This is a genomic window from Microbacterium sp. WHRI 7836 (assembly GCF_040223885.2).
GTDB lineage: Bacteria > Actinomycetota > Actinomycetes > Actinomycetales > Microbacteriaceae > Microbacterium > Microbacterium oxydans.
In genome coordinates this window covers 1,107,610-1,133,351 of sequence record NZ_CP168171.1, presented here as the reverse complement: position 1 = coordinate 1,133,351, position 25,742 = coordinate 1,107,610, and the positions used below count along the sequence as shown (strand labels likewise).

Genomic DNA, 25,742 nt, shown 5'->3' with positions numbered 1-25,742 from the left:
GTGTCGCCGCGTGCCACTACTGCCGCGCCCGCGAGCGCTTCATTCCCATCGCGACGAGGAGCGCGAAGAGGACGAGCCAGACGGCCACGTTGAGGAACAGCATCCACAGCGGATCGGTCTGCCCCGTCGTGAGCATCCCGTCGGTGAGGGGCCAGCGGCTCAGGGCCACGAAGCCGTACAGCGGGGTGAACCGGGCGATGTCGAGCATCACGCCGTCGAGAGGCATGAACACGTTGCCGAAGAACGCGAAGAACGTCATCGAGATGGAAGCGAGCGCCGCGGCCGAGTCCGAGCTGAAGAACAGTCCGACACCGAGGCCGAACAGCCCGTACATGAGACCGATCCCGAGGATGATGCCCGCCGTCGCGACCCACCGCCAGGCGTCCTCGGCCTGAGCACCGGTCATCATCCCTGCCACGAACACCGCGACCAGGGCGAGCGCGGCGAAGGACACGGCAGTGAGCAGTTTGGTCAGCGCATACCCCGCGGTGGTGAGCGGGGTCATCGCGAGCTGCCGTCCCCACCCCTGCTTCGCCTCGGTCGCCGCGAGGGAGGTGAGCGAGCTCATCGCGACAGCGGTGCCGTACGCGGCCATCGAGGTCATGACGTAGAACGAGACGTTCCCGTGGCCGGCAGAGAGCGAGCCGTATCCCATCCCGGCACCGAACAGCAGGTACATCGCGACGGGCATCGCCAGGGTGAACGCGAGAGTGTAGGGGTCGCGCAGCTGGCGGACGCCTTCGATGCGCAGCATGGTGGGTGAGACGAGCATGTCAGTTCTCCGTCAGAGCCGTGAACGCGGTTTCGAGGGTGGGGGCGGCGATCTCGAGGTCGTGCGCGCCGCCGGCGAGGAGGATCCGCGCTGCCGCATCGGAGTCCGTCGCGCGCAGGCTGAGACGATCACCGTCCACACGCACAGCCGCGATCCCCTCCGTCGACGTCAGCGTCGCGACGAGCGCGGTCGGGTCGTCGTCGACCGTGGCGGACACCGTCCGCTCCCCGAGGCTGGCGCGCAGCAGCGCGGTGGGGGCGTCGGCGACGACCGTTCCGCGATGCATCACGACGGTCCGCCGAGCGAACTGCTCCGCCTCTTCGAGGTAGTGGGTGGCGAAGACGATCGTGCGGCCGGCGTCGGCATCCGCACGCATCACGTCCCAGAAGTGGCGGCGGGCCGTGACGTCCATCCCCGCCGTCGGCTCGTCGAGCACCAGGATGTCGGGGTCGGAGATCATCGCGAGCGCGAACTTCACGCGCTGCTGCTCGCCACCCGAGCACTTCGACACCCGTCGGCGGGCGAGAGCGGTGAGGTCGGCGCGCGCCATGACCTCGTCGACCCTCCCCCGCGCCTCGTCTCCGTAGAGGGAGGCGATGAGGCGCACGGTCTCCCCGACGGTGAGGTCGCCCAGCAATCCGCCCGTCTGCAGCACGGCGCCGATCGCACCGCTGGAGGTCGCACGATCCGGAGTCACCCCGAGCACGCGGACGGTGCCGCTGCTCGGTTCGGTGAGGCCCAGCAGCATGTCGAGCGTGGTCGTCTTGCCTGCCCCGTTCGGTCCCAGCAGTGCCACGACCTCGCCCCGCCGGATGGACAGGTCGACCCCGTCCACGGCCTGCACACGGCGCTCCCCTGCGCCGAAGTGTCGTCTCACGGCGCTGAGCTCCAGCACCACGGGGTCATCGATCGGGGCAGCGGAAGCCGGTCGCGCGATGACCCGCGTCGCCGATCCGTCCCTAGAGGTGTCGTCCATGCCTCCAGCCTCGTCCGATGCCGACGAGGAGTCCGGAGGGCGGTGTCATCTCCTCGACGTGACACGTGTCATGTCGAGACCCTCGGCTCATCGTGCCGGGAGCAGCGCCCCCTCGAGGAATTCGGAGAGCTCTGCCGTGTCGTCCAGCGGCAGGATCGCCGCCACGTACTGGTCGGGGCGCACCACGACCACCACACCGTCGCGCGAAAGCTCACGCGCTGCGAAGATGTCGGTCTCCGTCCACTTGCTGGGGCCCGCCGCGTAGACCTTCTCCCAGTCGGTGAGTCCGAGCGGGCCGGTCTTCGGCTGGAACAGCTCGGGTGCCGAGGTGACCTCGACCTCCTCGAAGGGCTGCTGGTAGACGGCCTTGACGTCGAAGATCGCATCCACGTCGGCATCCGTCGGAGTGAAGCGCGCGAACAGCGGAGCGGCCTGCTCCGCCCAGGCGGCGAGCGCCTCGCCGGTGCGGTCGCCGAACGCGTACACGCGCCAGCGCCCGTCGGCCTTCGCGTGGTGTCCGAGGTGCACCACATTGCCGTCGCCGACGCGCACGACCTCGGCCGATTTGAACCGCTTGCCCAGCGGGTAGCCGGGCGCCAGCGCCTGGTGCGCGGCGGTCCCCGTGATCATCGAGGAGGTGTACTGCGTCATGAACCCGGACGGGAACTCGGCCGTTGCGAGGTAGTACGTGGCCAGTTCGTTGGGGTCGGAGATCTCCTCGGGCTTGCGGGCCATCAGGCTCGACCATTCGCGGTCGAAGTCGATCAGCTGCTGGGCGACGGGGCGTCGTTCGGCGCCGTACGTGGCCAGGAGCGCCTCGGGAGCGCGGCCCGTGAGCACAGACCCGAGCTTCCATCCGAGGTTGAAGCCGTCCTGCATGGAGACGTTCATGCCCTGCCCGGCCTTGGCGCTGTGCGTGTGGCAGGCGTCGCCGGTGAGGAACACGCGGGGTGTGCGTCCGGAGCCGTCGATGACGTCGTCGAAGCCGTCGGTCACGCGGTGGCCGACCTCGTACACGCTGTGCCAGGCCACTTCGCGCACGTCGAGCGTGTACGGGTGCAGGATCGCGTTGGCGCGACGGATGATCTCCTCGATGGGCGTCTGGCGCACCCGGTGGTCGTCGTCCTCCGCGACCTCGCCGAGGTCGATGTACATGCGCGAGAGGTATCCACCCTCGCGCGGGATGTGCAGGATATTGCCCGCCTCCGAGTTGATGGCGCACTTGGTGCGCCAGTCCGGGAAGTCGGTGTTCACGAGCACGTCCATCACACCCCAGGCATGCGCGGCGGAGGCGCCGACATGCGTGCGGCCGATGGCCTGTCGCACACCGCTGCGTGCGCCGTCGCACCCGGCGACGAACTTCGCGTGGATCGTGCGTTCTTCGCCCGCGCGCTCACCGGCGACGTAGCGGATCCCCACCTCGACCGGGTACTCCCCCTCGTCGTGGACCGTGAGCCCGGTGAACTCGATCCCGTAGTCGGGCACGATCCGCCCCGGGCCGTTGGCCGCGGCTTCGGCGAAGTAGTCGAGCACGCGCGCCTGGTTCACGATGAGGTGCGGGAACTCGCAGATGTCGTAGGCGTAGTCGGCCGTCCGGGAGGTGCGGACGATCTCGTCGCGCTTGCCGGGGTTCGGGCCCCAGAAGTTCATCCAGCCGATGTTGTAGGCCTCGGCGATGATCCGCTCGGCGAACCCGAACGCCTGGAACGTCTCGACGCTGCGCGGCTGGATGCCGTCGGCCTGGCCGAGCGGGAGGCGGCCGTCGCGCTTCTCGATGATGCGGGTGGAGATCTCGGGGTACTGCGCCATCTGGGCGGCCAGCAGCATTCCTGCAGGCCCCGATCCGACGATGAGCACGTCGATCTCGTCAGGGAGGTCGGTGGGGCGGGCTGCGCCGATGCCGGCGGCGTCCTGCACACGCGGGTCAGCGGACACATAGCCGTGGTGGTGGAACTGCATCGTCGTCGATTCCTTCCGGACGTCTTCGTCGGGTCAAGCGCGTCGGGTCATACGCTTCGGGTCGTGTGTGAGGAGCTCTTGCGCGAAGAACAGGCGTGTTCTATATTCGAACAGAGAGTTCTACTATTGAACACAGCCTAAACCGCGCCGTCCGTCATCGCAAGGGAGTGCCCCCATGCCCGGCAGCACCACCTCTCCCGCTTCGCAGACTCTGAGCCGCGGCATCCGGATCCTCGAGGTGCTGGCCGATGCCCGCACGCCCCTGTCGATCGACGAGCTCGCGTCCCGCCTCGGCGTGCACCGCTCGATCGCCTATCGACTGCTGCGCACGCTGGAGGACCACGGTCTCGTCACGCGCGACGCCGCAGGGGCCGTGAGCCTCGGCGCCCGGATGGCCGCACTCGCCGCCGGCGTCGCGCACGACCTCCAGGCCGAGGCGCTCCCCGAGCTCACGGCCATCGCCAACGAGCTCGGCATGACCTGCTTCCTCGGCGTGCTGGACGGCGAGGAGTGCATCACCCTCGCGAGCGTCGAGCCCCGACATGCAGTCGCGAGCGTCGCCCAGCGCCCTGGCGCCCGTCACCCGGTCACGGTCGGCGCACCCGGCAAGGCCATCCTGTCGCTGCTCCCCGAGGATGAATGGCCGGACGTCGTGCCGCCGACCCTCGCCGGCGATGTGGAGTCGACCCGCATCCGCGGCTATGCGACGAGCCACGACGAGGTCATCCCCACGGTGCAGGCCGTCGCCGTCCCCCTCGCCCTGCGCGGACAGCGCCCCGCCGCGATCGCCGTGGTGCACGTGTCCACAGACCTCGACGACGCCGAGATCGCCGCACGGCTCCAGCGTGCAGCATCGGACATCCGCGACGCTCTCGACGGCTGACGTCCGGCTCCGCCGAGACCGCGCACAGACGAACACTCCCGCCGCGCTTCCGGTCGGTCGCCGTAGGGCAGATGACAGGGAGCGCGACGGGAGCAGGTCGACGAGCGGCGCGGCTCAGGCCTTCGCGAGTCCGTAGATCGGGCTGACGGACTGCTCCTCCTCGTGATCCGGTCCGAGCGGGATGCCCGAGCGGTCGCGCAGCAGCAGGGTCGCGACGAGGCCCAGCACGGTCATGCCGGCCAGGTACCAGGTGACGGCGCCCGTCGAGCCGGTCGCCTTCACGATGGCCGTCGCGATCGTCGGGGCGAACGCGCCGCCGGCGATGGCACCGATCGCGTACGAGATCGAGACACCGGAGAAGCGGATGCTCGCGGGGAACAGCTCGGCATACAGCGCCGCCTGCGGGCCGTAGGTGAATCCGAGGCCGATCGTGAGGATCGCGAGTCCAGTGAACAGCAGCCCGATCTCGCCGGTGTTGACCAGCGGGAACAGCGTGAACACACCCACCAGCTGCAGCACCCAGCCGACGATGTACGTGGTGCGGCGGCCGATGCGGTCGGAGAGCCACCCCGCGAGGAGGGTGGTGAGCAGCCAGGTGACCGCAGACCCGGCGACAGCCCAGAGCACGGGGCCGCGCTCGAGGCCGATGGGACCTGCGGGGTCCGTGGCGTACCCCTGGATGTAGCCACCGGTGGTCATGTAGCCGACCGCGTTGTTGCCGGCGAAGACGAACGCGGCGACGATCACGAGCAGCAGGTGCTTGCGGAACAGCTGCGCGATCGGCATCCTGGCCTTCTCCTTGCGGGCCGCGAGCTCGGTGAACACGGGGCTCTCCTCGACCTTGCGACGCACGTAGTAGCCGACGAGGATCAGCACGACGCTCAGCAGGAACGGCACGCGCCAGCCCCACGCGAGGAACTGGTCGCCGGGGGCGATCACCGTCATGAGCGCCATCACGCCCGAGGCGAGCAGCAGACCGAGCGGCACTCCGATCTGCGGCGATGCGCCGAAGATGCCGCGCTTCTTGCGGGGAGCATGCTCGACGGCCATCAGCACCGCGCCGCCCCACTCGCCGCCCGCCGAGATGCCCTGCACGATGCGCAGCAGCACCAGCAGGATCGGCGCCATCAGCCCGATGGTCTCGTAGGTGGGGAGGATGCCGATGAGGGCAGTGGCCGCGCCCATCAGGATCAGCGTCCACATCAGCACCGTCTTGCGTCCGAGCTTGTCACCGTAGTGACCGGCGAGGAAGGCGCCGAGGGGGCGGAACAGGAAGCTGACGCCGACCGTGGCGAAGCCGATCAGGGCGCTGTTCTCGCCGAGCGGGGCGAAGAAGAGCTGCCCGAAGACGAGCCCGACCGCCGTGGCGTAGATGAAGAAGTCGTACCACTCGACGGTGGTGCCGACGACGGTGGCGAACACGACACGGCGCCGATCAGCCGCTGTCGCGATGGTTCCGGTGGGCGTGAACCCAGCCTGTGACTGCCCGCTCATGGGGTGTCTCCTTTGGTTGTGACCGCATTGTCACGGCGCGCGGCGGACGTGAATCCGAAGTGCTTGCCGAGGGGTGAACCGATAATATATGATTTCGAATACGACGCACAAGGCGTCGCGCAGGACACTGACAGCGCGAGGAGGCGCCCCGTGACGGAACCCATCGACCGCCCCGGCAAGATCATCGCGATCCACCTGAGCTACGCCTCCCGAGCGGATCAGCGCGGCCGGCGCCCCGCCGCCCCCTCCTACTTCTTCAAGCCGGCCAGCTCCGTCGGCGTCTCCGGCGGCACCGTCGAGCGGCCGGCCGGTACCGAGCTGCTCGCGTTCGAGGGAGAGATCGCGCTCGTGATCGGCTCGGCCGCGCGCCGCGTCTCCCTCGACGACGCCTGGTCCCACGTGGGCTGGGTGACCGCCTCGAACGACCTCGGCCTGTACGACCTGCGCGCCAACGACAAGGGCTCGAACGTCCGCTCCAAAGGCGGCGACGGCTACACCCCGATCGGCCCCGAGCTGATCGATGCCCGCACCGTCGACCCCGCGGCGCTGCGCGTGCGCACCTGGGTCAACGGCGAACTCCGCCAGGACGACACCACGGCAGGACTGATCTTCCCGCTTGCCCAACTCGTCGCCGACCTCTCCCAGCACTTCACGCTCGAACCCGGCGATGTGATCCTCACCGGCACCCCCGCCGGCTCATCCGTCATCGTCCCCGGCGACGTCGTCGAGGTCGAGGTGGACGCACCGGATGCACCGGGAGCCCCGAGCTCGGGACGGCTCGTCACCACCGTGACCCAGGGCGAGACTCCGTTCGACGGACAGATCGGCTCGCTCCCCGCCGTGGACGACCTGCAGCGCACCGAAGCATGGGGCTCGCGGGCGGAAGCAGGACTGCCTCCCGTCGAGAAGGCTCCCGGCCTCTCCCCCGAACTGCGCGCACAGTTGCTGGAGGCGCCGACGGCCGGGCTCTCGGCGCAGCTCCGCAAGCGCGGACACCACTCCTGCTTCATCGACGGGGTCTCGGTCAACATCCCGGGACAGAAGATCGTCGGCACCGCGAAGACGCTGCGCTTCGTCCCGTTCCGCGAAGACCTCTTCGCCTCGCACGGCGGCGGCTACAACGCCCAGAAGCGGGCGTTCGACGCCGTGGAGGACGGCGAGGTCATCGTGATCGAAGCTCGCAGCGATGCCACGACGGGCACGCTCGGCGACATCCTGGCCCTGCGCGCCAAGGTGCGAGGCGCAGCGGGAGTCGTCACCGACGGCGGCGTCCGCGATTACGACGCGGTGGCCGAGATGGGCCTTCCCGTGTTCTCGCAGGGCGCGCACCCGTCGGTGCTCGGTCGCAAGCACGTGCCGTGGGACGTGGACGTCACGATCTCCTGCGGCGGCGCGACCGTGCAGCCCGGCGACATCATCGTCGGCGACAGCGACGGCGTGATCGTGATCCCACCGGCCCTGGCCGCCGAGGTCGCGGCGAGCGCCGTCGCGCAGGAGATCGAAGACGCCTGGATCGCCGAGCAGGTCGCCGCAGGACACCCGGTCGACGGCCTCTTCCCCTTGAACGCCGAGTGGCGGGCACGCTACGAGAAGGCCGTGTCCGACGGGAGCACACGATGACCACGACGGCCGCGAGCAAGTCCGAGGTCGCGTACGAGTGGCTGCGCTCCCGCATCACGGGACACATGTTCAGCCCCGGATACCGGCTGGTGCTGGGATCCATCGCCGACGATCTCCAGATGAGCGTCGTCCCCGTGCGCGAGGCGATCCGCCGTCTCGAGGCCGAAGGGCTCGTGACGTTCGAGCGCAACGTCGGCGCGCGGGTGACCCTCGTGGATGAGAGCGAGTACGCGCACACGATGCAGACGCTCGGCCTCGTCGAGGGCTGCGCCACCGCCCTGTCCGCTCCCCTGCTCGACGACCAGGCCCTCGAGGAGGCCGCCCGGATCAACGACCGGATGGCGCAGATGCTCGACCACCTCGACGCGCACGCCTTCACCGAGCTCAACCGCCAGTTCCATTCGGTGCTGTTCGAGCCGTGCCCCAACCCGCACCTGCTCGATCTCGTGCACCGCGGCTGGTCGCGACTCTCCGGCATCCGCGAGACGACCTTCGCCTCGATTCCAGGGCGCGCTCAGCACTCGGTCGAGGAGCACACCGAGATCCTCGACCTCATCCGAGCAGGCGCCGATCCGCTCGAGATCGAACTCGCCGCGCGCAACCACCGCTGGCGCACCATGGACGCGTTCCTCGACGCCCTGCACACCCGTTCCGCCCAGACGACCTCAGCTCAGACGACTTCATCACAGACGACTTCCGCACAGACGACCGGAGAAACCTCATGACCGATTCGCGCATCCCCGCCGACCTCCCCGACCACATCCAGCACTACATCGACGGCGCCTTCGTGGATTCCGTCGACGGCGACACGTTCGACGTGCTCGACCCGGTGACGAACAAGACCTACACGACGGCCGCTGCCGGCAAGAAGGCCGACATCGAGCTCGCGGTGGCCGCAGCCAAGCGCGCCTTCGACGAAGGTCCCTGGCCGCGCATGCTGCCGCGCGAGCGCTCCCGGGTGCTGCACAAGATCGCCGACATCGTGGAGTCGCGCGACGCCCGGCTCGCCGAGCTGGAGTCGTACGACTCCGGCCTGCCGATCACACAGGCGTTGGGGCAGGCCCGCCGCGCCGCCGAGAACTTCCGCTTCTTCGCCGACCTGATCGTCGCGCAGTCCGACGACGCCTTCAAGGTGCCGGGCAAGCAGATGAACTACGTCAACCGCAAGCCCATCGGCGTGGCCGGACTCATCACACCCTGGAACACGCCGTTCATGCTCGAGTCCTGGAAGCTCGGTCCCGCCCTCGCCACCGGCAACACGGTCGTGCTGAAGCCGGCCGAGTTCACGCCGCTGTCGGCATCCCTCTGGGCGGGCATCTTCGAGGAGGCCGGCCTCCCCCAGGGTGTGTTCAACCTCGTGAACGGCCTCGGCGAAGACGCGGGCGACGCCCTGGTGAAGCACCCCGACGTGCCGCTCATCTCGTTCACCGGCGAGAGCCGTACGGGACAGATCATCTTCGGCAACGCGGCCCCCTTCCTCAAGGGGCTCTCGATGGAGCTCGGTGGCAAGTCGCCCGCCGTGGTCTTCGCCGATGCCGACCTGGAGGCCGCCGTCGACGCGACCATCTTCGGAGTCTTCTCCCTGAACGGCGAGCGCTGCACGGCAGGTTCGCGCATCCTCGTCGAGCGGTCGATCTACGAGGACTTCGTGGAGCGCTACGCGGCGCAGGCGAAGCGCGTCAAGGTCGGCTACCCGCACGACCCCGCCACGGAGGTCGGAGCGCTCGTTCACCCCGAGCACTACGACAAGGTGATGAGCTACGTCGAGATCGGCAAGGGCGAGGGCCGCCTGGTCGCCGGCGGTGGCCGTCCGGAGGGCTTCGAGGAAGGGAACTTCGTCGCACCGACCGTGTTCGCCGATGTCTCCCCCGATGCCCGCATCTTCCAGGAGGAGATCTTCGGTCCGGTCGTCGCGATCACGCCCTTCGACTCCGACGCCGAGGCGCTGTCGCTCGCGAACAACACGAAGTACGGTCTGGCCGCCTACATCTGGACCAACGACCTCAAGCGTGCGCACAACTTCGCGCAGTCGGTCGAGGCCGGCATGGTGTGGCTGAACAGCAACAACGTGCGGGACCTCCGCACCCCGTTCGGCGGTGTGAAGGCATCGGGCCTCGGCCACGAGGGCGGCTATCGCTCCATCGACTTCTACACCGACCAGCAGAGCGTGCACATCACGCTCGCTGAGCACTCGCACAACCCGACCTTCGGCAAGAACTGACCACAACCCCTCCGCTCCGGTCGCGATATGACAGGCTTCTCGCCCGAATTCCCTGGAATATCGCGACCGGAACCGTAAGCAAGGACGCTGACATGACACACCGCGACGACATGACCCTGACCTCCTCGGGCTTCTACGTCTCCCAGGAGGCGCCGATCCGCTCGGACAACCCCATCGCGACGCCGCAGAGCTCGCCTCCGGACATCCTGCGCTGCGCCTACATGGAGCTCGTGGTCACCGACCTCGCCGCGTCGCGCCAGTTCTACGTCGACGTCCTGGGTCTGTACGTGACCGCGGAGGACGACGAGGCGATCTACCTGCGCTCGACCGAGGAGTTCATCCACCACAACCTCGTCTTGCGAAAGGGACCGATCGCCGCCGTCGCCGCGTTCTCGTACCGCGTCCGCACGCCGGAGGACCTCGACCGCGCCGTCGAGTTCTACACCGAGCTGGGCTGCGACGTGCGCCGCAAGGAGGGCGGCTTCGTGAAGGGCATCGGAGACTCGGTGCGTGTGGTCGACCCCCTCGGCTTCCCGTACGAGTTCTTCTACGCCACCGAGCACGTCGAGCGGATGTCGTGGCGGTACGACCTGCACATCCCCGGCGAGCTGGTGCGGCTCGACCACTTCAACCAGGTCACCCCCGACGTGCCGCGCGCCGTCGGCTTCATGCAGGACCTCGGCTTCCGCGTCACGGAGGACATCCAGGACGAGGAGGGCACGGTCTACGCCGCCTGGATGCGCCGCAAGCCCACCGTGCACGACACGGCCATGACCGGCGGCGACGGACCCCGCATGCACCACGTGTGCTTCGCGACGCACGAGAAGCACAACATCCTCGCGATCTGCGACAAGCTCGGAGCTCTGCGCCGTTCCGACTCGATCGAGCGCGGTCCCGGCCGTCACGGCGTGAGCAACGCGTTCTACCTCTACCTGCGCGACCCCGACGGGCACCGCGTCGAGGTGTACACGCAGGACTACTACACCGGCGACCCCGACAACCCGGTCATCACCTGGGACGTGCACGACAACCAGCGCCGCGACTGGTGGGGCAACCCCGTCGTCCCGTCCTGGTACACGGATGCGTCTCTGGTGCTCGACCTCGACGGCAACCCGCAGCCCGTGGTCGCCCGCACCGACTCCAGCGAGATGGCAGTGACCATCGGTGCCGACGGCTTCTCCTACACGCGAGCGGAAGACGACAAGGACATGCCCGAGTACAAGCAGGGCGAGTACAAGCTCGGCCACCAGCTCTAGGAGGATCCGATGCTGCCAGAGGAGACGATCGCCGCGATCGCCGCAGAACTCGCCGATGCCGACCGCGCGCACAGCGTGATCCCGCGCATCACGGCGCGGTACCCCGAAGCCACGGTCGAGGATTCCTACGCGATCCAGGGCGTCTGGAGGGACTCGCAGATCGCTGCGGGACGTCGCCTCGTGGGGCGCAAGATCGGCCTGACCTCCAAGGCCATGCAGCAGGCGACGGGGATCACCGAACCGGACTACGGCGTCATGTTCGACGACACCGTGTACGAGTCCGGCGCCGCGATCCCCGTCGACCACTTCTCGAACGTGCGCATCGAGGTCGAGCTGGCCTTCGTGCTGAAGACGCCGCTCGAGGGGCCGGACTGCACTCTCGAGGACGCTCTCGCGGCGATCGACTACGCGGTGCCGGCGCTCGAGGTGTTGAACTCGCACATCGAGCTCGAGGGCCGGACGATCGTCGACACCATCAGCGACAACGCCGCCTACGGGGCGATGGTGCTCGGCACGGTGCACAGGCGTCCGGACGAGATCGATCTGCGCTGGGTGCCCGGCGTGCTCTCCCGCAACGGAGAGATCGAGGAGACCGGTGTCGCCGCCGGGGTGCTCGGGCATCCGGCCACCGGAGTGGCATGGCTCGCGAACAAGTTCCACCAGCACGGCGCGCGTCTCGAAGCGGGCGAGATCATCCTGGCAGGATCGTTCACGCGCCCGATGTGGGTGTCGCGCGGCGACGAGGTGCTGTGCGATTACGGACCGATGGGAACAATCGCATGCCGCTTCGTCTAGCTCCGTCCTTCCGCGAGCAGTTGGCCGACTCCGACCGATCGCTCGTGGGGATGTGGGTCTGCTCCGGCAGCCCGCTGCTCGCCGAGGTCGCCGCGGGGTCGGGTCTCGACTGGCTGCTGATCGACATGGAGCACTCGGCGAACACGCTGGAGTCCGTGCTGGTGCAGCTTCAGGCGGTCGCCGCCTACCCGATCGCTCCCCTCGTTCGGGTGCCGTCGAATGACACCGTCGCGATCAAGCAGGTCCTCGACCTCGGGGCGCAGAACCTCATCGTCCCGATGGTGTCGTCCGCCGAAGAGGCGCGCACCGCCGTCGCCGCGACCCGGTACCCGCCGGAGGGCGTGCGCGGAGTGGGCAGCGCTCTGGCCCGCAGCGCCCGCTGGAATCGCGTCGACCGGTATCTGCAGGAATCCGCGCAACACGTGTCGTTGACGGTGCAGATCGAGACGGCTGCGGGCGTCGAAGCCGCCGCCGACATCGCCGCGGTCGACGGGGTGGACGCGGTGTTCGTCGGTCCCTCCGACCTCTCCGCGTCGATGGGATTGCTCGGCCAGCAGACCCACCCCGAGGTCACGGCCGCTGTCGAGAGGGTCTTCACCGCCGTCAAGGCTGCAGGCAAGGCCGTGGGTGTGAACGCCTTCGACCCCACGGCCGCCGATGCCTATCTCGCGGCGGGCGCCGACTTCGTGGCGGTCGGAGCCGACGTGGCGCTGCTCGCCCGAGCCTCCGAGGCCCTGGCCGCCCGCCTCATCGCCGTGGATGCCGCCGACCGCGCCAGCTACTGACCGTTCGACTCGCGCGAATCGTCGTATCCAGGTCCTGGATGCACCCCTTTGCGCGATTCGAAGGATTCCGGGCCGTGGCAGGATAGCCGGGTGCACAGAGGCGAGGTCGTGAGGTGATCCGCGGGCTCGCCGCGATGCAGGACCGCAACTTCCGCTGGTTCTTCCTGGCGCGCGCCATCACGATGATCGCCGGCTCGATGTCGTCGATCGCGCTCGCGTTCGCGGTCCTCGAGATCGACAACGACGCCAGGTCGCTGTCGTTCGTGCTCGCCGCCTTCACGATCAGCAACATCGTGTTCGTGCTGTTCGGTGGAGTGATCGCCGACCGTCTCCCCCGTGCCCTGATCATCCAGGCCTGCTACGTGGTCGACATCCTCTCGATCGGCACGATCGCGGCTCTGCTGTTCACCGGCACCGCCACGATCCCCCTGCTCATCGTGCTGTCGATCGTGAACGGCGCCTCCACGGCGTTCGTGCTGCCCGCGATGCAGGGCATCATCCCGCAGCTGACGACGCCGGAGCACCTGCAGCAGGCGAACGCGATGCTGTCCTTCGTGCGGTCCGCCGTGACCATCGGCGGCCCGATCATCGCGGGCGTCCTGGTGGCGACGGCGGGGCCGGCGTGGGCGATGGTGGTGCAGGCCGCCGGCTGGGTGATCGCGATCCCGGTGCTGGCGCTCGTGAAGCTCCCGCCGCCATCGCACGCGGGCGGCACCACGATGTTCCACGACCTCCGCATCGGCTGGCGGGAGTTCTGGAGCCGGTCGTGGCTGTGGACGATCGTGCTGGCCTTCATGATCATGAACGCCATCCATGTGGGCGCGTGGGGCGTCGTCGGTCCGTACATCGCCAAGAACAACGACCTGCTGGGCATCACCGGCTGGGGATGGGTGGTCAGCGCCGAAGGCGTCGGGGTGCTGCTGATGACCCTGCTGCTGATGTGGTTCCCGCTGCGACGACCGCTGCGCTACGGGATGATCGGCATGGCCGCGTTCGCGATCCCCGTCACGATGCTGGGCGTCCACCCCGCCGTGGTCCTGCTCGCCATGGCCGCCTTCATCGCGGGTGCCGGCGCCGAGGTGTTCAGCACCGGCTGGAACCTCGCGATGATGGAGAACATCCCCGGCGAGAAGCTCTCCCGGGTGTCGAGCTACGACATGCTCGGGAGCTTCGTCGTGATGCCGATCGGAACCCTGGTCTACGGCTGGCTGATCACGCACGCGGATCCGGCGACCGTTCTGATCACGTCAGGGGCGGTCTACGCGGGTGTCGCGCTCGTCACGCTCGCGGTGCCGAGCGTGTGGCGGATGGGCAGGCCGCAATCCGCGACGCTCCCCGTATGAGCGAGCGGATTCATAGCATCGACCGCGAGACTGTGGGCATGACCTTCGCCGCGCTCCAGCCCCTCGCCGATCGTGCCGCTCTCTTCGTCGCACTCCGTCAGGACGCCCTGTCCGCCGCTGCCGACGCCCTCGGCGAGCACCGCTGGGACGCCGACCTGGCCGCCGGCACGATCACCTTCACGTCCGACGCGGATCCGTCTCGCCAGCTGGTCGCCCGCGCCCACCTGATCGCGACGATCGCGCCGGGCCCCCGCTCTCTCCTCTGGGCCTGGGCGCATCCGAGCGGCGACCCGCAGGGCGTCGCGGGTCAGCTGCACGCCTATGGCAGCGAGCACGGGATCACAGAACTGACGACGGCGGAGGTGCCGTTCCCCGACGGCGTGTCCGGCGACGACGCGTGGATCGCTCAGGCTGCGCACACGATCGGCGGTGTCGCCGTCGAGCTCACTGGCCGCTCCCCGTACTACTCCGCCCCGGTCGGCAACGGAACCCGCGCCGTGTTCCTCCTCGATGCCCCGCTCGCACCGCTCACGGTCGCGGATGCGGTCATCGCACTGCCCCGTGTCCTCTCCGCCACGGCACTCCCCGACGCGCGCACGGCGGTCTGGGACCTCGCGCGTCTCGCGGGGTGGACCCTCACCTGGACGGACGAGGCGTTCTCCGGGGCGACGGTGTCGGATGCCACGGGAACCGCGAGCTTCCGCTTCGACGAGCAGGCCCGCATCAGCGGGATCGAGAGCACCCTGCAGACCCAGGGGTGATCGCTCCCTGAGGTGTGGGATTCTGGTCGCATGAAGAACGGAATCGTCCGGTTCGCCGCGCTCTACGTGTTCAACGTCGCGGTCCTGTTGCTGATCGGTCTGCTGCTGCCGGGCGTCTCCGTCGGCCTCAACGCCCTGTGGGCATCGGTCGTCCTGACTCTCGCCGCCCTGTTCGTGAAGCCCCTGCTCGCCGGGGCCTTCCGCAGATCGGCGGCGAAATCGGCGGCCGAGCGCACGAAGACCGGCGAGAAGATCGTGCAGTACGTGCTGGTGTACCTCGTCGAACTCATCATCTGGGTGCTCACGGTCTGGCTGAGCGGTGTGCGCGCTTCCGGGTTCTGGGCATTCGTGCTGCCGCCCCTGGCGCTGCTGTTCGGGTGGATGATCTACGACCAGATCGACGATCGCCTGCGGGCGAAGGCCGGCGAGATCTACGAGTCGGTGCAGGCGAGGATGAAGGGCGGGACGAAGACCGCGCCCTCCGCCGCCGCGCCCGTCCCCGAGACCCCCGAGACCCGAGCCGCACGTGACGAGCTCGGAGACGGTCTGACGGCCGAGCAGCGTCGGATGCTCGACGAGCTGGGCTGATTCGACCCCGCTCCGCGAAGACGAGAGGCGCCCATCCTCCAGGATGGGCGCTTCTCGTTTCGAGTTCGGTCGTCGTCAGAGCGACCGCTCAGCGGCCTCCACGACGTTCGTCATGAGCAGGGCGACCGTCATGGGGCCGACGCCGCCCGGGTTCGGGGAGATGTACCCCGCGACCTCGGCCACATCCGGTGCGACGTCGCCGAACACGAGGCTCTTGCCGGTGTCGGGGTCGGTCTCGCGCGTCACGCCCACGTCGAGCACGGCGGCTCCGGGCTTGACGTCTTCCGCGCGGATCAGGTGCTTCACCCCGGCGGCGGCGACGATCACGTCGGCTTCACGCAGGTACTTCGGCATGTCGACGGTGCCGGTGTGGGTGAGTGTGACGGTGGCGTTGAGGTCGCGTCGGGTCAGCAGCAGGCCGATGGAGCGACCGATGGTCACCCCGCGTCCGACCACCACGACGTGCTTGCCCTTGAGGTCGTAGTCGTTGCGCAGCAGCAGCTCGATCACACCGCGCGGCGTGCACGGCAGCGGGGTGTGGATCGGGCTGTTGACGTTCAGCACCAGCCGACCGAGGTTGGTCGGGTGCAGGCCGTCCGCGTCCTTCGCCGGGTCGATCCGCTCGAGGATCGCGTCCGTGTCGATGTGCTTCGGCAGGGGCAGCTGCACGATGTAGCCGTGGCAGGCGGGGTCGGCGTTGAGCTCGTCGATCAGGGCCTCGACGTCGGCCTGCGTCGCATCGGCGGGCAGTTCACGCTGGATCGAGTTCATGCCGATCGCCTCGGACTGCCGGTGCTTCATGCCTACGTACAGCTGCGACGCCGGATCGGCACCCACGAGCACCGTCGCGATTCCCGGCGTGATCCCCTTGCTCTTCAGCTCGGCGACACGCTCGGTGAGCTCGGCACGGATCGCCGCAGAGGCCGCCTTCCCATCGAGGATCTTCGCGGTCATGTCTTCTTCCTTCTTTCCCTGTCGTGTCCTGTTCCTGCTCACCTTGCCCCCTCGCCCCACTCGGCCCGTCGAGTGCACCGGTACTCGGCGAGTGCACGGCCGGTTCGCGTGAACGAGCCGTGCACTCGGCGATATCGCGTGCACTCGCGGAGCGAGGAGCGAGAGGTGCTACTGCTGCAGGTCGGGGTAGAGCGGGAAAGCGGCGGCGAGGGCGTCCACGCGCGCGCGGAGGGCCTCGATATCGGCACCGGGGAGCAGCGCGAGCGCGATGATGTCGGCCACCTCTGTGAACTCGGCATCACCGAAGCCGCGGGTCGCGAGCGCGGGCGTACCGATGCGCAGACCCGAGGTCACCATCGGCGGACGCGGGTCGTTCGGCACGGCGTTGCGGTTCACCGTGATGTGGATGTCGTGCAGGAGGTCCTCGGCCTGCTTGCCGTCGATCTCGGCGTCGCGCAGGTCGACGAGCACGAGGTGCACGTCGGTTCCGCCTGAGCGCACGGCGATGCCGGCGTCCTGAACGTCCTGCTGCGACAGACGCTCGGCGATGAGCTTCGCACCGCGGAGCACGCGCTCCTGGCGCTCCTTGAACTCCGGCGTGCCTGCGAGCTTGAAGGCGGTCGCCTTCGCGGCGATCACGTGCATGAGCGGCCCGCCCTGCTGGCCAGGGAACACCGCGGTGTTGATCTTCTTGGCGAGCTCGGCGTCGTTGGTGAGGATGAAGCCGGAGCGCGGTCCGCCGATGGTCTTGTGCACGGTCGAGGAGACCACGTGCGCGTGAGGAACCGGGTTCGGGTGCAGACCTGCGGCGACGAGGCCGGCGAAGTGCGCCATGTCGACCCAGAGCAGCGCCCCGACCTCGTCGGCGATCGCACGGAACGCCGCGAAGTCCATCGTGCGCGGGTAGGCGGACCAGCCGGCGATGATCACCTTGGGCTTGTGCTCGATCGCGAGACGACGCACCTCGTCCATGTCGATCGTCGAGGTCTCAGGGTCGACCCCGTAGGCGACGATGTCGTAGAGACGACCGGAGAAGTTGATCTTCATGCCGTGCGTGAGGTGGCCGCCCTGGTCGAGCGACAGGCCGAGCAGGGTGTCGCCGGGGCGGGCGATCGCGTGCAGCACAGCGGCGTTCGCGGATGCACCTGAATGCGGCTGGACGTTCGCGAACTCCGCGCCGAACAGGCTCTTGGCGCGGGAGATGGCGAGCTCCTCAGCCACGTCGACCTCTTCGCAGCCGCCGTAATAGCGACGACCGGGGTAGCCCTCTGCGTACTTGTTGGTGAGCACGGAGCCCTGCGACTGCAGCACCGAGACGGGCACGAAGTTCTCCGATGCGATCATCTCGAGGAAGGTCTGCTGACGCTTCAGCTCGCGGTCGAGCACCTGGGCGATCTCGGGATCGACCTCGGAGAGCGGGGCGTTGAAGTAACGGTCGGTCATGACGTGCTCCTTTTGACGACGGATTCGAAAGGGGTGTTCCTATCGGCCCAGGCGCGCGGTCGAATTCCGTGGTCAGTCGCTCCCCGGTGGTAGTCCACCCAGACGCCAGTCGCGACGGTTACGAGCATAGCCGATCAGAGCCGGCGCGCACGTTGCTGATCCGGCCATCGTCGCAGAATCGATTCGATCTCGACCATTCCCCTCGACGACACCGACGGGTAGGTTTTGTTCATGGTCCTTCCTCATCCTCTCCCTCTGGTCCCCGCACCCGTTTCGCCCGTCCCGCGCGAAGGACGGATGCCGATCACCGCGACGACGCGTGTTCTCGGCTCCTCCCCTGCTGCCGACCAGCTGATCGAGGCGGTCGAGCGTCGCAGCGGTATCCGCCTGTCGCTCGCGGACGAGGCGCCCGCCGACATCGAGCTGCTGATCGATGCGACCTCTTCCGCACCCGAGGGGTACACACTCGAGGTCGGCGAGCGGGCTGTCGTCGTGGGTGCCGACGAGGCGGGACTGTTCTACGGCGTGCAGACACTGCTGCAGCTGCTGCGCCAGGACGAGTCCGGCTGGGGCCTGCTCGGCGCGGACGTCGCGGATTCCCCCCGCTTCCCGCGGCGCGGAGTCATGCTCGACGTGGCGCGTCACTTCTTCGGCGTCGACGACGTCAAGCGGTTCATCGACAGCACCAGCGCCCTCAAGTTCAACCACCTGCACCTGCACCTCAGCGACGACCAGGGGTGGCGCGTGCACATCGACTCCTGGCCCCTGCTGACCGAGCGGGCATCCCTCACCTCGGCGGACGGCGACCCCGGCGGCTTCTACACGAAGGACGACTACCGCGAGATCGTGAGATACGCCGCCTCGCGTCACATGATCGTCATCCCCGAGATCGACCTTCCCGGCCACACCCACGCGATCGGCGTCGCCTACCCCGAGCTCGTCGAGGCACCCGTGCTGAACGACAACCTGATCGCGGAGTCGGAGCGGCTCGGCCATCCCCTCCCCGTCGCCGGTGAGACCTACCTGGGGTGGGGGGTCGGCCACTCCAGCGTCCGCATCCACGATGAGCGCACCTACGACTTCGTGCGCGACGTCGTGCGTGAGCTCGCCGAGATGACCCCTGGCCCATACATCCACATCGGCGGCGACGAGTCCCTCGGAACACCTCAAGCCGACTTCGATCTCTTCGCGGAGCGCGCGACCGCGATCGTCGTGGAAGCCGGCAGGATCCCGGTGGCCTGGCACGAGATGGGCTCGGCGGCGCACATCGCCGAGGGCACGGTCGGACAGTACTGGGGGAAGACCACCCCCGAGGGCACACACGCCGAGGAGGCCGCCCACTTCGTCGAGCGCGGCGGCGCCCTGATCATGTCGGCGGCGGACGTCACGTATCTCGACATGAAGTACACCGAGGACTTCCCGCTGGGCCTCACCTGGGCAGCGATCATCGATGTGCGCTCCGCCTACGAGTGGGAACCCACCGACGTCCTCGACGTGCCGGACAGCGCGATCCTCGGCATCGAGGCTCCACTGTGGTCGGAGACCACCCGCACGCTCGACGAGGTCGAACAGCTGGTCTTTCCTCGCGCAGCCGCGCAGGCCGAGGTCGCCTGGTCGCCGAGAGAGGCACCGGAACGCGCGTGGGAGTCGTTCCGCGTGCGCGTCGGGTCGCTCGCCCCGTTGTGGAAGGCTGAGGGGGTCGACTTCCACCCCGCAGACGAGATCCCCTGGAGCGCACGTTGAGCACCCACTCCTCCGCGACCGGTTCGCTGGTCATCCACTCCGCACGGATCGTCGACCACGGCGACATCGTCGAGGACGGCTGGGTCCGTATCGACGACGGCATCGTGACCGAGCGCGGGACCGGTCCGGGGTGGACGTCCGCGGATGAGGTCGTCGACGCGACGGCCGTCGCCGGTGCCGGTGCTCTGCTCACCCCGGGATTCGTCGACATCCACGGCCATGGCGGCGCCGGCGCGGCGTTCGACGACGGGGCGGAGGCGATCCGCATCGGCCGCGATCTGCACCGGGAGCACGGTACGACCCGCGCCGTCGTGTCGCTGGTCACGGCGTCGCTGGATTCGCTCGCCCGCAGCGTCGGGCTGATCGCCGACCTGACCGAGACGGATGCCGACATCCTGGGCTCGCACCTCGAGGGCCCGTTCCTCGACCCCGGTCACCACGGTGCGCACGAACCGTCACTGCTGCGCCATCCGACGACCGCCGACGTCGCGCGACTGCTGGACGCCGGACGTGGCACCATCCGCCAGGTCACGATCGCTCCCGAACTTCCAGGCGGGCTCGACGCGATCAGGCAGATCGTCGCAGCCGGTTCGGCGGCTGCGGTCGGACACACCGACGCGGACGCGAGCATGGCGGTCGCGGCGTTCGAGGCCGGCGCTTCCATCCTCACGCACGCGTTCAACGCGATGCCGGGCATCCATCACCGTGCCCCCGGACCTGTGCTCGCCGCGGCGGCAGACCACCGTGTGGTCCTCGAGGCGATCGCCGACAACGTCCACCTCGACCCGCACGTCATCAAGCTGGTGTTCGACTCCGCGCCGGGACGAGTGGCGCTGATCACGGACGCGATGGCGGCCGCAGGAAGCGCCGACGGCCACTACGACCTCGGCGCGGTGAGCGTGACGGTCGAGAACGGAGTCGCGAGAGCCGATGACACCGGGTCGATCGCCGGCTCCACGCTGACGCAGGATGTGGCTCTGCAGCGCGCCGTGCAGGCAGGGGCGAGCCTGGCGGAAGCCGTCCGGGCTCTCACCGAGACCCCGGCGCGTGCGATCGGGCGCGACGCCTTCCTGGGAAGACTCAGTCCCGGGATGCTCGGCGACGCCGTGCTGCTGGATGCGGAACTGCGCGTCGCGCGCGTGTGGTCAGGACCACGGCTGCTCGTCTGAGACGGCGCCGCGCGCGACGCGCAGCTCTGCGCTCTCCGGTCATGCATTGGTGGGGTGGGAGGCCGCCGTTCCCCAGTTCGGCGGCCTCGTCCCCCCTCGTGAGACGGGCGGCCGGGTTCTCCTCCCCCGAGGATCCCGACCCGCCCGACCGGCGCGAATACCCCCCGCACCAGTGCCTGGATCCCGCCCCCCGGTGGGATCGCTACGGCTGTCTACATGGGATGAGACGTGGCACATCCCGATTCATTACGCGACTTCCCGAAAAAACTTCGAGAAATCGCTCTCGATCATCTGATCAACGTGTGGGAGGCCGCCGTTCCCCAGATCGGCGGCCTCGTTCCCCCTCGTGAGACGGGCGGCCGGGTTCTCCTCCCCCGAGGATCCCGACCCGCCCGACCGGCGCGAATACCCCCCCCGCACCAGTGCCTGGATCCCGCCCCCCGGTGGGATCGCTACGGCTGTCTACATGGGATGAGACGTGGCACATCCCGATTCATTACGCGACTTCCCGAAAAAACTTCGACAGCCCGAAAAGACGTCGTCGATCCCCGGCCCCGCACATCGCACGCCCGCTCGGCGGTGACAGTGCCCGAAGCCGGGCATCCGCTTGGAGTTCCGACGGAGGGTGGCTTACCTGGGAGATTCGCGAGAGAATGATGAAGTCGCGTGATGAGAGGCGCTCTCCTGCGTCTCTTCCGGTGGAGGCGCAGCTGCGCCCCGCGACAGATGGATGATTGTGCACGAAGAGAACACGACTCACGACGAAACGATCGGCGACGCCGACCTGATCCTCCGCACCCGCTCGGGAGACACGGGGGCGTTCGGTGAACTCTGGCGCCGACACTATCCGTCCGGACTCTCCGTCGCGCGCTCCGTGACCTCGTCGATCGACCCGGACGATCTGGTGCAGGAGTCGTACACGCGCATCTATCAGGCGATCCTCAAAGGCGGCGGCCCCAACGGCTCGTTCCGCGCCTACCTCTTCACGAGCATCCGCAACACGGCCGCAGGGTGGGGGCGCGCGCGCCGCGAGACGGCGATCGACGAACTCGACACCGTCGCCGACCCCGACAGCACCGACCAGGCTGCGAGCGAGGCACTCGACCGCAGCCTCACCGCTCAGGCGTTCCGCAGCCTCCCCTCCCGTTGGCAGGAGGTGCTCTGGTACACCGAGATCGAGCAGATGAAGCCGCAGGAAGTCGGGCCCCTGCTCGGCATGAAGGCCGGCGCCGTGTCGCAGTTGGCCTTCCGCGCCCGCGAAGGCCTGCGTGAAGCGTGGATCCAGGCCCATCTGCGCAGCGCCGAAGACGGCTCAGAGTGCCAGTGGACCATCGAGCACCTGGGCGCGTACTCGCGCGGCAACCTCAGCACTCGCGATCACAAGCGCCTCGAACTGCACCTGGACGAGTGCGCGCGGTGCATGATCGTCGCGGCCGAGGCGAAGGACGTCTCCAAGCGTCTGGCCCTCGTGCTGCTGCCACTCGTCCTCGGCGTCACGGGCGCCGCGGGGTACCTCGCCACGCTCCAGGGCGCCGGCACGCCGATCGTCGCCCTGGCGGCGATGCCGTCCAGCATTCCCGGTGCCGTCTTCGCCGGAGACCCGGGCGCCACGCATGCCGCAACCGGTCTCGCCGCGGCCGGCGGTTCCGGTTCTGGTTCCGGTGCCGGCGGCTCAGCGGGTGGAACGGCCGGCGCTTCGTCAGGAGCCGGATCCGCAGGTGGCATGTTCACCGGTATCGGTGCACTGGTGGGAGTGGGATCCGCCGCTCTGGTCGTGGCCGGTGTCGTCGCCGCCGCCGCGATCGTCCCCGGGCTCGCCGGTGCCGATCCCGCGACGTCGCTTCCGAACGCCGGCGATGAGGACCCGTCCTCGATCTCTGCAGATGTCGGACCCGACGAGACGATGAACCTCGACGAGCCCGTCGTCATCGAACCCCCGGTCACCGTCCCCGACGAGACCCCAGCGCCGCCGGCCGCAGAACCTCAGCCCGGCGCAGATCAGGTGGGCGCACCCGTTCCTGTACCGCCCGCCACCGTCCCGCCCGTCACGGTCCCGCCGGTCATCGTTCCGCCGGTCGTCGTCCCGCCTGTCGATCCCGTGGACCCGGTCGACCCTGTGGACCCGGTCGACCCTGTGGACCCCGTCGACCCGGTGGACCCCGTCGATCCGGTGGACCCCGTCGATCCGGTGGACCCGGTCGACCCTGTGGACCCCGTGGACCCCACGGAGGCACCTACGTGGCAGACCGCCACCATCTGGTTCAACGGACTCCAGGTCCACTACAGCATTCCGGTCTCGGGTGTGGCCGGCCAGAGGGTCGAGGCGCTCCTGGACGACAGCACCGGCGGAGGCGACAGCATCCTGCTCGACGAGTCCGGCTTCGGAGTCATCGATCTCCGTCCCACCTTCTGGCAGTTCATCGACGCCGACCTCACGACCGTCACGTTCCGATACGTCCTCGCATCCGGCACGGGCCCTTCCGCGGTCACCACCCTCCTCGATCTCGAGCCCAACCGCCCCGAGACTCCGGGTGAGGTGGTTCCGGTCGAATCGGCCACAGCGGAGCCCTCCACGACGAGCGACGTTTCCGCGTCGTCTGTGCCGTCCGAGTCTGCTCCGGTCGCTACCGAGCCGGAGGCACCCGCGTCAGACCCGACACCCACACCGGTCGAAGCAGCACCGGCACCGATCGAAGCAGCACCCGCTCCGGTCGAGACGGCCCCCGTCCAGACTCCGCCGGCCGAGACCACGCCCGCAGCAGCGCCCACGGAGGCGCCCGTTGCACCGGCTGAGGAAGCCCCCACCGGCGAATAGACTGGATCCATGTCCTCGGATCCCGCTCCCGTTCCCGGCGTCGACCGTCCGGTGGTCACCGCACTCGACATCGTGCGCGCTGTCGTCCTCATCGTCGCCGTCGCCTCTCTGGCCTTGTGGGGCTTCGCGAGCTGGGATCTCCCGTGGAACATCGTCATCGGTATCGGCGCGCCGGTACTGGTGATCCTGGTGTGGGCTCTCTTCCTCTCGCCGCGACCTGTGCTGCGCGTGCACCCGTTCCTCCGCGCCGCGGTCGAGCTGCTGATCTACGTCGGCGTGACGATCGCCTGGTGGTCGATGGGGCAGGCACTCATCGGCACCGCCTTCGCCCTCGTCGCCGTGGTCGCCGGTGTGCTCAGCGGCCGGCGCGCATTGTCGTGAGATCTCCCTCATGAGTGTGCTCGCGCTCCTTGAGGAGTCCCTCGGAGCGCTCGTCGACACCGATGAGGCGACGCTCGAGGAAGCCAGAGCCGACCGCTCAGGGCACGCTGCCGCCGGCAGACCGCTCGCTGTGATCCATGCGGAGCGGGTCGAGCACGTGCAGCAGACCATGCGCATCGCGACCGCCACCCGCACACCGGTCGTGGTGCGTGGTGCCGGCACGGGTCTCGCCGGTGCCGCGAACGCCGGTACGGGCGAGATCGTCCTCTCCCTGCGCAGGATGACCGCGATCAACGAGATCCGTGCCGACGATCTGCTCGCGGTCGTCGAACCCGGCATCCTCAACGCCGACCTCAACGCCGTGCTCGCGGCTCACGGGCTGTGGTGGCCACCTGACCCCGCCAGCCGCGACATCTCCACGGTGGGTGGGAACATCGCGACAGGTGCCGGAGGGCTGCTCTGCGCCAAGTACGGGGTGGTTCGCGACGCCGTGCTGGGGGTGGACCTGGTGCTCGCCGACGGGCGCCTGCTGCACCTCGGACACCGCAGCGTCAAGGGAGTGACCGGGCTCGATCTCACCGCGTTGGTGGTCGGCTCGGAAGGCACGTTGGGCGTCGTCGTGGGCGCGACCCTCAAGCTCCGCAGGCTCGTCCCCGGGGAGACCTGCACGATCGCCGCGACCTTCTCGGGGGTGCGTCACGCTGCCGCCGCCTCGGCCGCTGTGACAGCCGCCGGCGTGCAGCCAGCCATCATGGAGCTGATGGACGCCGCGAGCCTCACCGCCGTGCACGCGCTCCTCGCTCTTCCCATCCCGCATCAGGGAACAGCTCAGCTGACCATCCAGACCGATGGTCCGGCCGCCGCGGCCGAAGCGGATGCGATCGCCGCGATCCTGCGCGCCCATGACGGCCTCACTGTCGTCTCACACGACCGCGACGAGGGCGAGCGCCTCCTGGCGGTGCGCCGTTCGATGCATGCAGCGATGGCCTCGCTGGGGACGACGCTGATCGAAGACGTCTCGGTACCACGGAGCGCCATGCCGGCGATGTTCGACGAGATCGCCCGCATCGAACGCGAGTACGACATCGTCATCCCGACGGTGGCACACGCAGGCGACGGCAACCTGCACCCGAACTTCATCTTCGAAGGGACGCAGACGCCTCCGCATGTGTGGGCGGCCGCCGACGAACTGTTCCGCGCCGCCATCCGCCTCGGAGGAACCCTCACCGGGGAGCACGGCATCGGGGTGCTCAAGCGCCGCTGGCTCGCCGACGAACTGGGCGACGACCAGTGGCGACTCCAGCGCCAGATCGCCGCGGTCTTCGATCCTCTCGGCATCCTCAACCCAGGGAAGGTCTTCAGCCCCGATGCCTGACATCCACGTGAGCGCGGCCGTGATCGTCGATGAAGCGGGGAGGGTGCTCGTGGTCCGCAAGCAGGGAACGACCATGTTCATGCAGCCCGGCGGCAAGCCGGAATCCGGCGAGTCCCCGGCGCAGACGTTGATCCGCGAGATCGAGGAGGAGCTCGGGGTGGTGCTCGATGAAGCGGCGCTCCGTCCTCTCGGCACGTTCGTCTCCGCCGCAGCGAACGAACCGGGTCACCGTGTCGTCGCCGAGGCCTTCGCGACCTCCATCGATCCCGCGACCGTCGCCGTCCAGGCCGAGCTCGCCGAGCTGCGCTGGATCACGCCCGCAGACGTCGGAACGCTCCCGCTGGCGCCGCTGAGCCTGGAGCACCTGCTCCCGATCGCCTGGCCCGCCCCGGCGAACTGAGTTCACCAG

22 protein-coding genes and 1 riboswitch are annotated in these 25,742 nt (G+C 68.9%); of the genes, 16 read left to right on the top strand and 6 right to left on the bottom strand.

Annotated elements, in window-relative coordinates:
• Positions 1-16: 16 nt before the first annotated feature.
• From ABRP18_RS05360 to ABRP18_RS05350, 3 genes are all read right to left on the bottom strand, one after another.
• Entirely contained in the window at positions 17-772 is a 756-nt protein-coding gene (locus tag ABRP18_RS05360; RefSeq protein ID WP_349885672.1) for an ABC transporter permease, read from the bottom strand.
• Position 773: 1 nt separating this feature from the next.
• Positions 774-1,748, bottom strand: coding sequence for an ABC transporter ATP-binding protein (locus tag ABRP18_RS05355; protein ID WP_141370249.1), 975 nt, complete (start codon positions 1,746-1,748; stop codon positions 774-776).
• An 87-nt stretch (positions 1,749-1,835) separates the two neighbouring features.
• Complete coding sequence (locus tag ABRP18_RS05350) at positions 1,836-3,707, bottom strand: FAD-dependent monooxygenase (protein ID WP_349885671.1); 1,872 nt, start codon at positions 3,705-3,707, stop codon at positions 1,836-1,838.
• 175 nt (positions 3,708-3,882) lie between these two features.
• Between ABRP18_RS05350 and ABRP18_RS05345 the strand changes: the two genes are divergently transcribed.
• Positions 3,883-4,590, top strand: a complete 708-nt coding sequence (locus ABRP18_RS05345; protein WP_058632496.1) for an IclR family transcriptional regulator — start codon at positions 3,883-3,885, stop codon at positions 4,588-4,590.
• A 114-nt stretch (positions 4,591-4,704) separates the two neighbouring features.
• Here the strand turns inward: ABRP18_RS05345 and ABRP18_RS05340 are convergent, their stop codons facing one another.
• Positions 4,705-6,084, bottom strand: coding sequence for an MFS transporter (locus ABRP18_RS05340; protein WP_046748849.1), 1,380 nt, complete (start codon positions 6,082-6,084; stop codon positions 4,705-4,707).
• Between the two features lie 150 nt (positions 6,085-6,234).
• Here ABRP18_RS05340 and ABRP18_RS05335 point away from each other — a divergent pair, with 150 nt between their 5' ends.
• From ABRP18_RS05335 to ABRP18_RS05295, 9 genes are all read left to right on the top strand, one after another.
• Entirely contained in the window at positions 6,235-7,704 is a 1,470-nt protein-coding gene (locus ABRP18_RS05335; protein WP_113680323.1) for a fumarylacetoacetate hydrolase family protein, read from the top strand.
• Complete coding sequence (locus ABRP18_RS05330) at positions 7,701-8,429, top strand: GntR family transcriptional regulator (RefSeq protein WP_058632498.1); 729 nt, start codon at positions 7,701-7,703, stop codon at positions 8,427-8,429. The genes ABRP18_RS05335 and ABRP18_RS05330 overlap by 4 nt, the downstream gene beginning before the upstream one ends.
• The gene (gene hpaE, locus ABRP18_RS05325; RefSeq protein ID WP_349885670.1) at positions 8,426-9,925 is read left to right on the top strand and encodes a 5-carboxymethyl-2-hydroxymuconate semialdehyde dehydrogenase; all 1,500 of its coding nucleotides are present in this window, start codon (positions 8,426-8,428) and stop codon (positions 9,923-9,925) included. Before ABRP18_RS05330 ends, hpaE begins: the two co-directional genes overlap by 4 nt.
• 92 nt (positions 9,926-10,017) lie before the next feature.
• Entirely contained in the window at positions 10,018-11,181 is a 1,164-nt protein-coding gene (hpaD, locus tag ABRP18_RS05320) for a 3,4-dihydroxyphenylacetate 2,3-dioxygenase (protein WP_046748845.1), read from the top strand.
• 9 nt (positions 11,182-11,190) lie between these two features.
• Positions 11,191-11,976 carry a 2-keto-4-pentenoate hydratase gene (locus ABRP18_RS05315; protein WP_113680325.1) on the top strand — a complete coding sequence of 262 codons (786 nt, stop codon included), beginning with the start codon at positions 11,191-11,193 and terminating at the stop codon, positions 11,974-11,976.
• On the top strand, positions 11,961-12,761 hold the full coding sequence (locus ABRP18_RS05310; RefSeq protein ID WP_349885669.1) for an HpcH/HpaI aldolase/citrate lyase family protein: 801 nt from the start codon (positions 11,961-11,963) through the stop codon (positions 12,759-12,761). The genes ABRP18_RS05315 and ABRP18_RS05310 overlap by 16 nt, the downstream gene beginning before the upstream one ends.
• Before the next feature lie 113 nt (positions 12,762-12,874).
• Positions 12,875-14,104, top strand: a complete 1,230-nt coding sequence (locus tag ABRP18_RS05305) for an MFS transporter (RefSeq protein WP_058632500.1) — start codon at positions 12,875-12,877, stop codon at positions 14,102-14,104.
• Between the two features lie 38 nt (positions 14,105-14,142).
• Positions 14,143-14,865 (top strand): DUF6882 domain-containing protein, encoded by a 723-nt coding sequence (locus ABRP18_RS05300; protein ID WP_046748842.1) that lies wholly within the window; start codon positions 14,143-14,145, stop codon positions 14,863-14,865.
• Positions 14,866-14,895: 30 nt separating this feature from the next.
• Positions 14,896-15,453, top strand: coding sequence for a hypothetical protein (locus tag ABRP18_RS05295; protein ID WP_058632501.1), 558 nt, complete (start codon positions 14,896-14,898; stop codon positions 15,451-15,453).
• Positions 15,454-15,528: 75 nt separating this feature from the next.
• On the opposite strand, the gene ABRP18_RS05290 is transcribed toward ABRP18_RS05295, so the two are convergent.
• The gene (locus ABRP18_RS05290) at positions 15,529-16,407 is read right to left on the bottom strand and encodes a bifunctional methylenetetrahydrofolate dehydrogenase/methenyltetrahydrofolate cyclohydrolase (RefSeq protein WP_046748840.1); all 879 of its coding nucleotides are present in this window, start codon (positions 16,405-16,407) and stop codon (positions 15,529-15,531) included.
• A gap of 168 nt (positions 16,408-16,575) precedes the next feature.
• Positions 16,576-17,850 (bottom strand): serine hydroxymethyltransferase, encoded by a 1,275-nt coding sequence (gene glyA, locus ABRP18_RS05285; RefSeq protein WP_046748839.1) that lies wholly within the window; start codon positions 17,848-17,850, stop codon positions 16,576-16,578.
• A 38-nt stretch (positions 17,851-17,888) separates the two neighbouring features.
• Positions 17,889-17,973: riboswitch (ZMP/ZTP riboswitch) on the bottom strand.
• Between the two features lie 108 nt (positions 17,974-18,081).
• Here glyA and ABRP18_RS05280 point away from each other — a divergent pair.
• The 6 genes from ABRP18_RS05280 to ABRP18_RS05255 all read left to right on the top strand — a co-directional run bounded on the left by ABRP18_RS05280 (position 18,082) and on the right by ABRP18_RS05255 (position 25,733).
• A complete protein-coding gene (locus ABRP18_RS05280; RefSeq protein ID WP_349885668.1) occupies positions 18,082-19,593 on the top strand; it encodes a family 20 glycosylhydrolase in 1,512 nt (503 codons plus the stop codon).
• Positions 19,590-20,762 (top strand): N-acetylglucosamine-6-phosphate deacetylase, encoded by a 1,173-nt coding sequence (gene nagA, locus ABRP18_RS05275; protein ID WP_349885667.1) that lies wholly within the window; start codon positions 19,590-19,592, stop codon positions 20,760-20,762. The genes ABRP18_RS05280 and nagA overlap by 4 nt, the downstream gene beginning before the upstream one ends.
• A gap of 736 nt (positions 20,763-21,498) precedes the next feature.
• Positions 21,499-23,577: a sigma-70 family RNA polymerase sigma factor gene (locus ABRP18_RS05270; protein ID WP_349885666.1), complete on the top strand. Its 2,079-nt coding sequence runs from the start codon at positions 21,499-21,501 to the stop codon at positions 23,575-23,577.
• A gap of 9 nt (positions 23,578-23,586) precedes the next feature.
• Entirely contained in the window at positions 23,587-23,958 is a 372-nt protein-coding gene (locus ABRP18_RS05265; protein ID WP_046748837.1) for a YrdB family protein, read from the top strand.
• Positions 23,959-23,968: 10 nt separating this feature from the next.
• Positions 23,969-25,333: an FAD-binding oxidoreductase gene (locus ABRP18_RS05260; protein WP_046748836.1), complete on the top strand. Its 1,365-nt coding sequence runs from the start codon at positions 23,969-23,971 to the stop codon at positions 25,331-25,333.
• The gene (locus ABRP18_RS05255) at positions 25,326-25,733 is read left to right on the top strand and encodes an NUDIX domain-containing protein (protein ID WP_046748835.1); all 408 of its coding nucleotides are present in this window, start codon (positions 25,326-25,328) and stop codon (positions 25,731-25,733) included. Before ABRP18_RS05260 ends, ABRP18_RS05255 begins: the two co-directional genes overlap by 8 nt.
• Positions 25,734-25,742 lie beyond the last annotated feature (9 nt).

Bases quoted from the DNA above. Each gene is read 5' to 3' on its own strand.
- ABRP18_RS05345 (WP_058632496.1), top strand. From the start codon at position 3,883: ATGCCCGGCAGCACCACCTCTCCCGCTTCGCAGACTCTGAGCCGCGGC.
- ABRP18_RS05295 (WP_058632501.1), top strand. From the start codon at position 14,896: ATGAAGAACGGAATCGTCCGGTTCGCCGCGCTCTACGTGTTCAACGTC.
- ABRP18_RS05260 (WP_046748836.1), top strand. From the start codon at position 23,969: ATGAGTGTGCTCGCGCTCCTTGAGGAGTCCCTCGGAGCGCTCGTCGAC.
- ABRP18_RS05310 (WP_349885669.1), top strand. From the start codon at position 11,961: ATGCCGCTTCGTCTAGCTCCGTCCTTCCGCGAGCAGTTGGCCGACTCC.
- ABRP18_RS05265 (WP_046748837.1), top strand. From the start codon at position 23,587: ATGTCCTCGGATCCCGCTCCCGTTCCCGGCGTCGACCGTCCGGTGGTC.
- glyA (WP_046748839.1), bottom strand. From the start codon at position 17,850: ATGACCGACCGTTACTTCAACGCCCCGCTCTCCGAGGTCGATCCCGAG.
- ABRP18_RS05255 (WP_046748835.1), top strand. From the start codon at position 25,326: ATGCCTGACATCCACGTGAGCGCGGCCGTGATCGTCGATGAAGCGGGG.
- ABRP18_RS05340 (WP_046748849.1), bottom strand. From the start codon at position 6,084: ATGAGCGGGCAGTCACAGGCTGGGTTCACGCCCACCGGAACCATCGCG.
- hpaD (WP_046748845.1), top strand. From the start codon at position 10,018: ATGACACACCGCGACGACATGACCCTGACCTCCTCGGGCTTCTACGTC.
- ABRP18_RS05300 (WP_046748842.1), top strand. From the start codon at position 14,143: ATGACCTTCGCCGCGCTCCAGCCCCTCGCCGATCGTGCCGCTCTCTTC.
- ABRP18_RS05360 (WP_349885672.1), bottom strand. From the start codon at position 772: ATGCTCGTCTCACCCACCATGCTGCGCATCGAAGGCGTCCGCCAGCTG.
- ABRP18_RS05280 (WP_349885668.1), top strand. From the start codon at position 18,082: ATGGTCCTTCCTCATCCTCTCCCTCTGGTCCCCGCACCCGTTTCGCCC.
- ABRP18_RS05315 (WP_113680325.1), top strand. From the start codon at position 11,191: ATGCTGCCAGAGGAGACGATCGCCGCGATCGCCGCAGAACTCGCCGAT.
- ABRP18_RS05330 (WP_058632498.1), top strand. From the start codon at position 7,701: ATGACCACGACGGCCGCGAGCAAGTCCGAGGTCGCGTACGAGTGGCTG.
- hpaE (WP_349885670.1), top strand. From the start codon at position 8,426: ATGACCGATTCGCGCATCCCCGCCGACCTCCCCGACCACATCCAGCAC.
- ABRP18_RS05350 (WP_349885671.1), bottom strand. From the start codon at position 3,707: ATGCAGTTCCACCACCACGGCTATGTGTCCGCTGACCCGCGTGTGCAG.
- ABRP18_RS05355 (WP_141370249.1), bottom strand. From the start codon at position 1,748: ATGGACGACACCTCTAGGGACGGATCGGCGACGCGGGTCATCGCGCGA.
- ABRP18_RS05290 (WP_046748840.1), bottom strand. From the start codon at position 16,407: ATGACCGCGAAGATCCTCGATGGGAAGGCGGCCTCTGCGGCGATCCGT.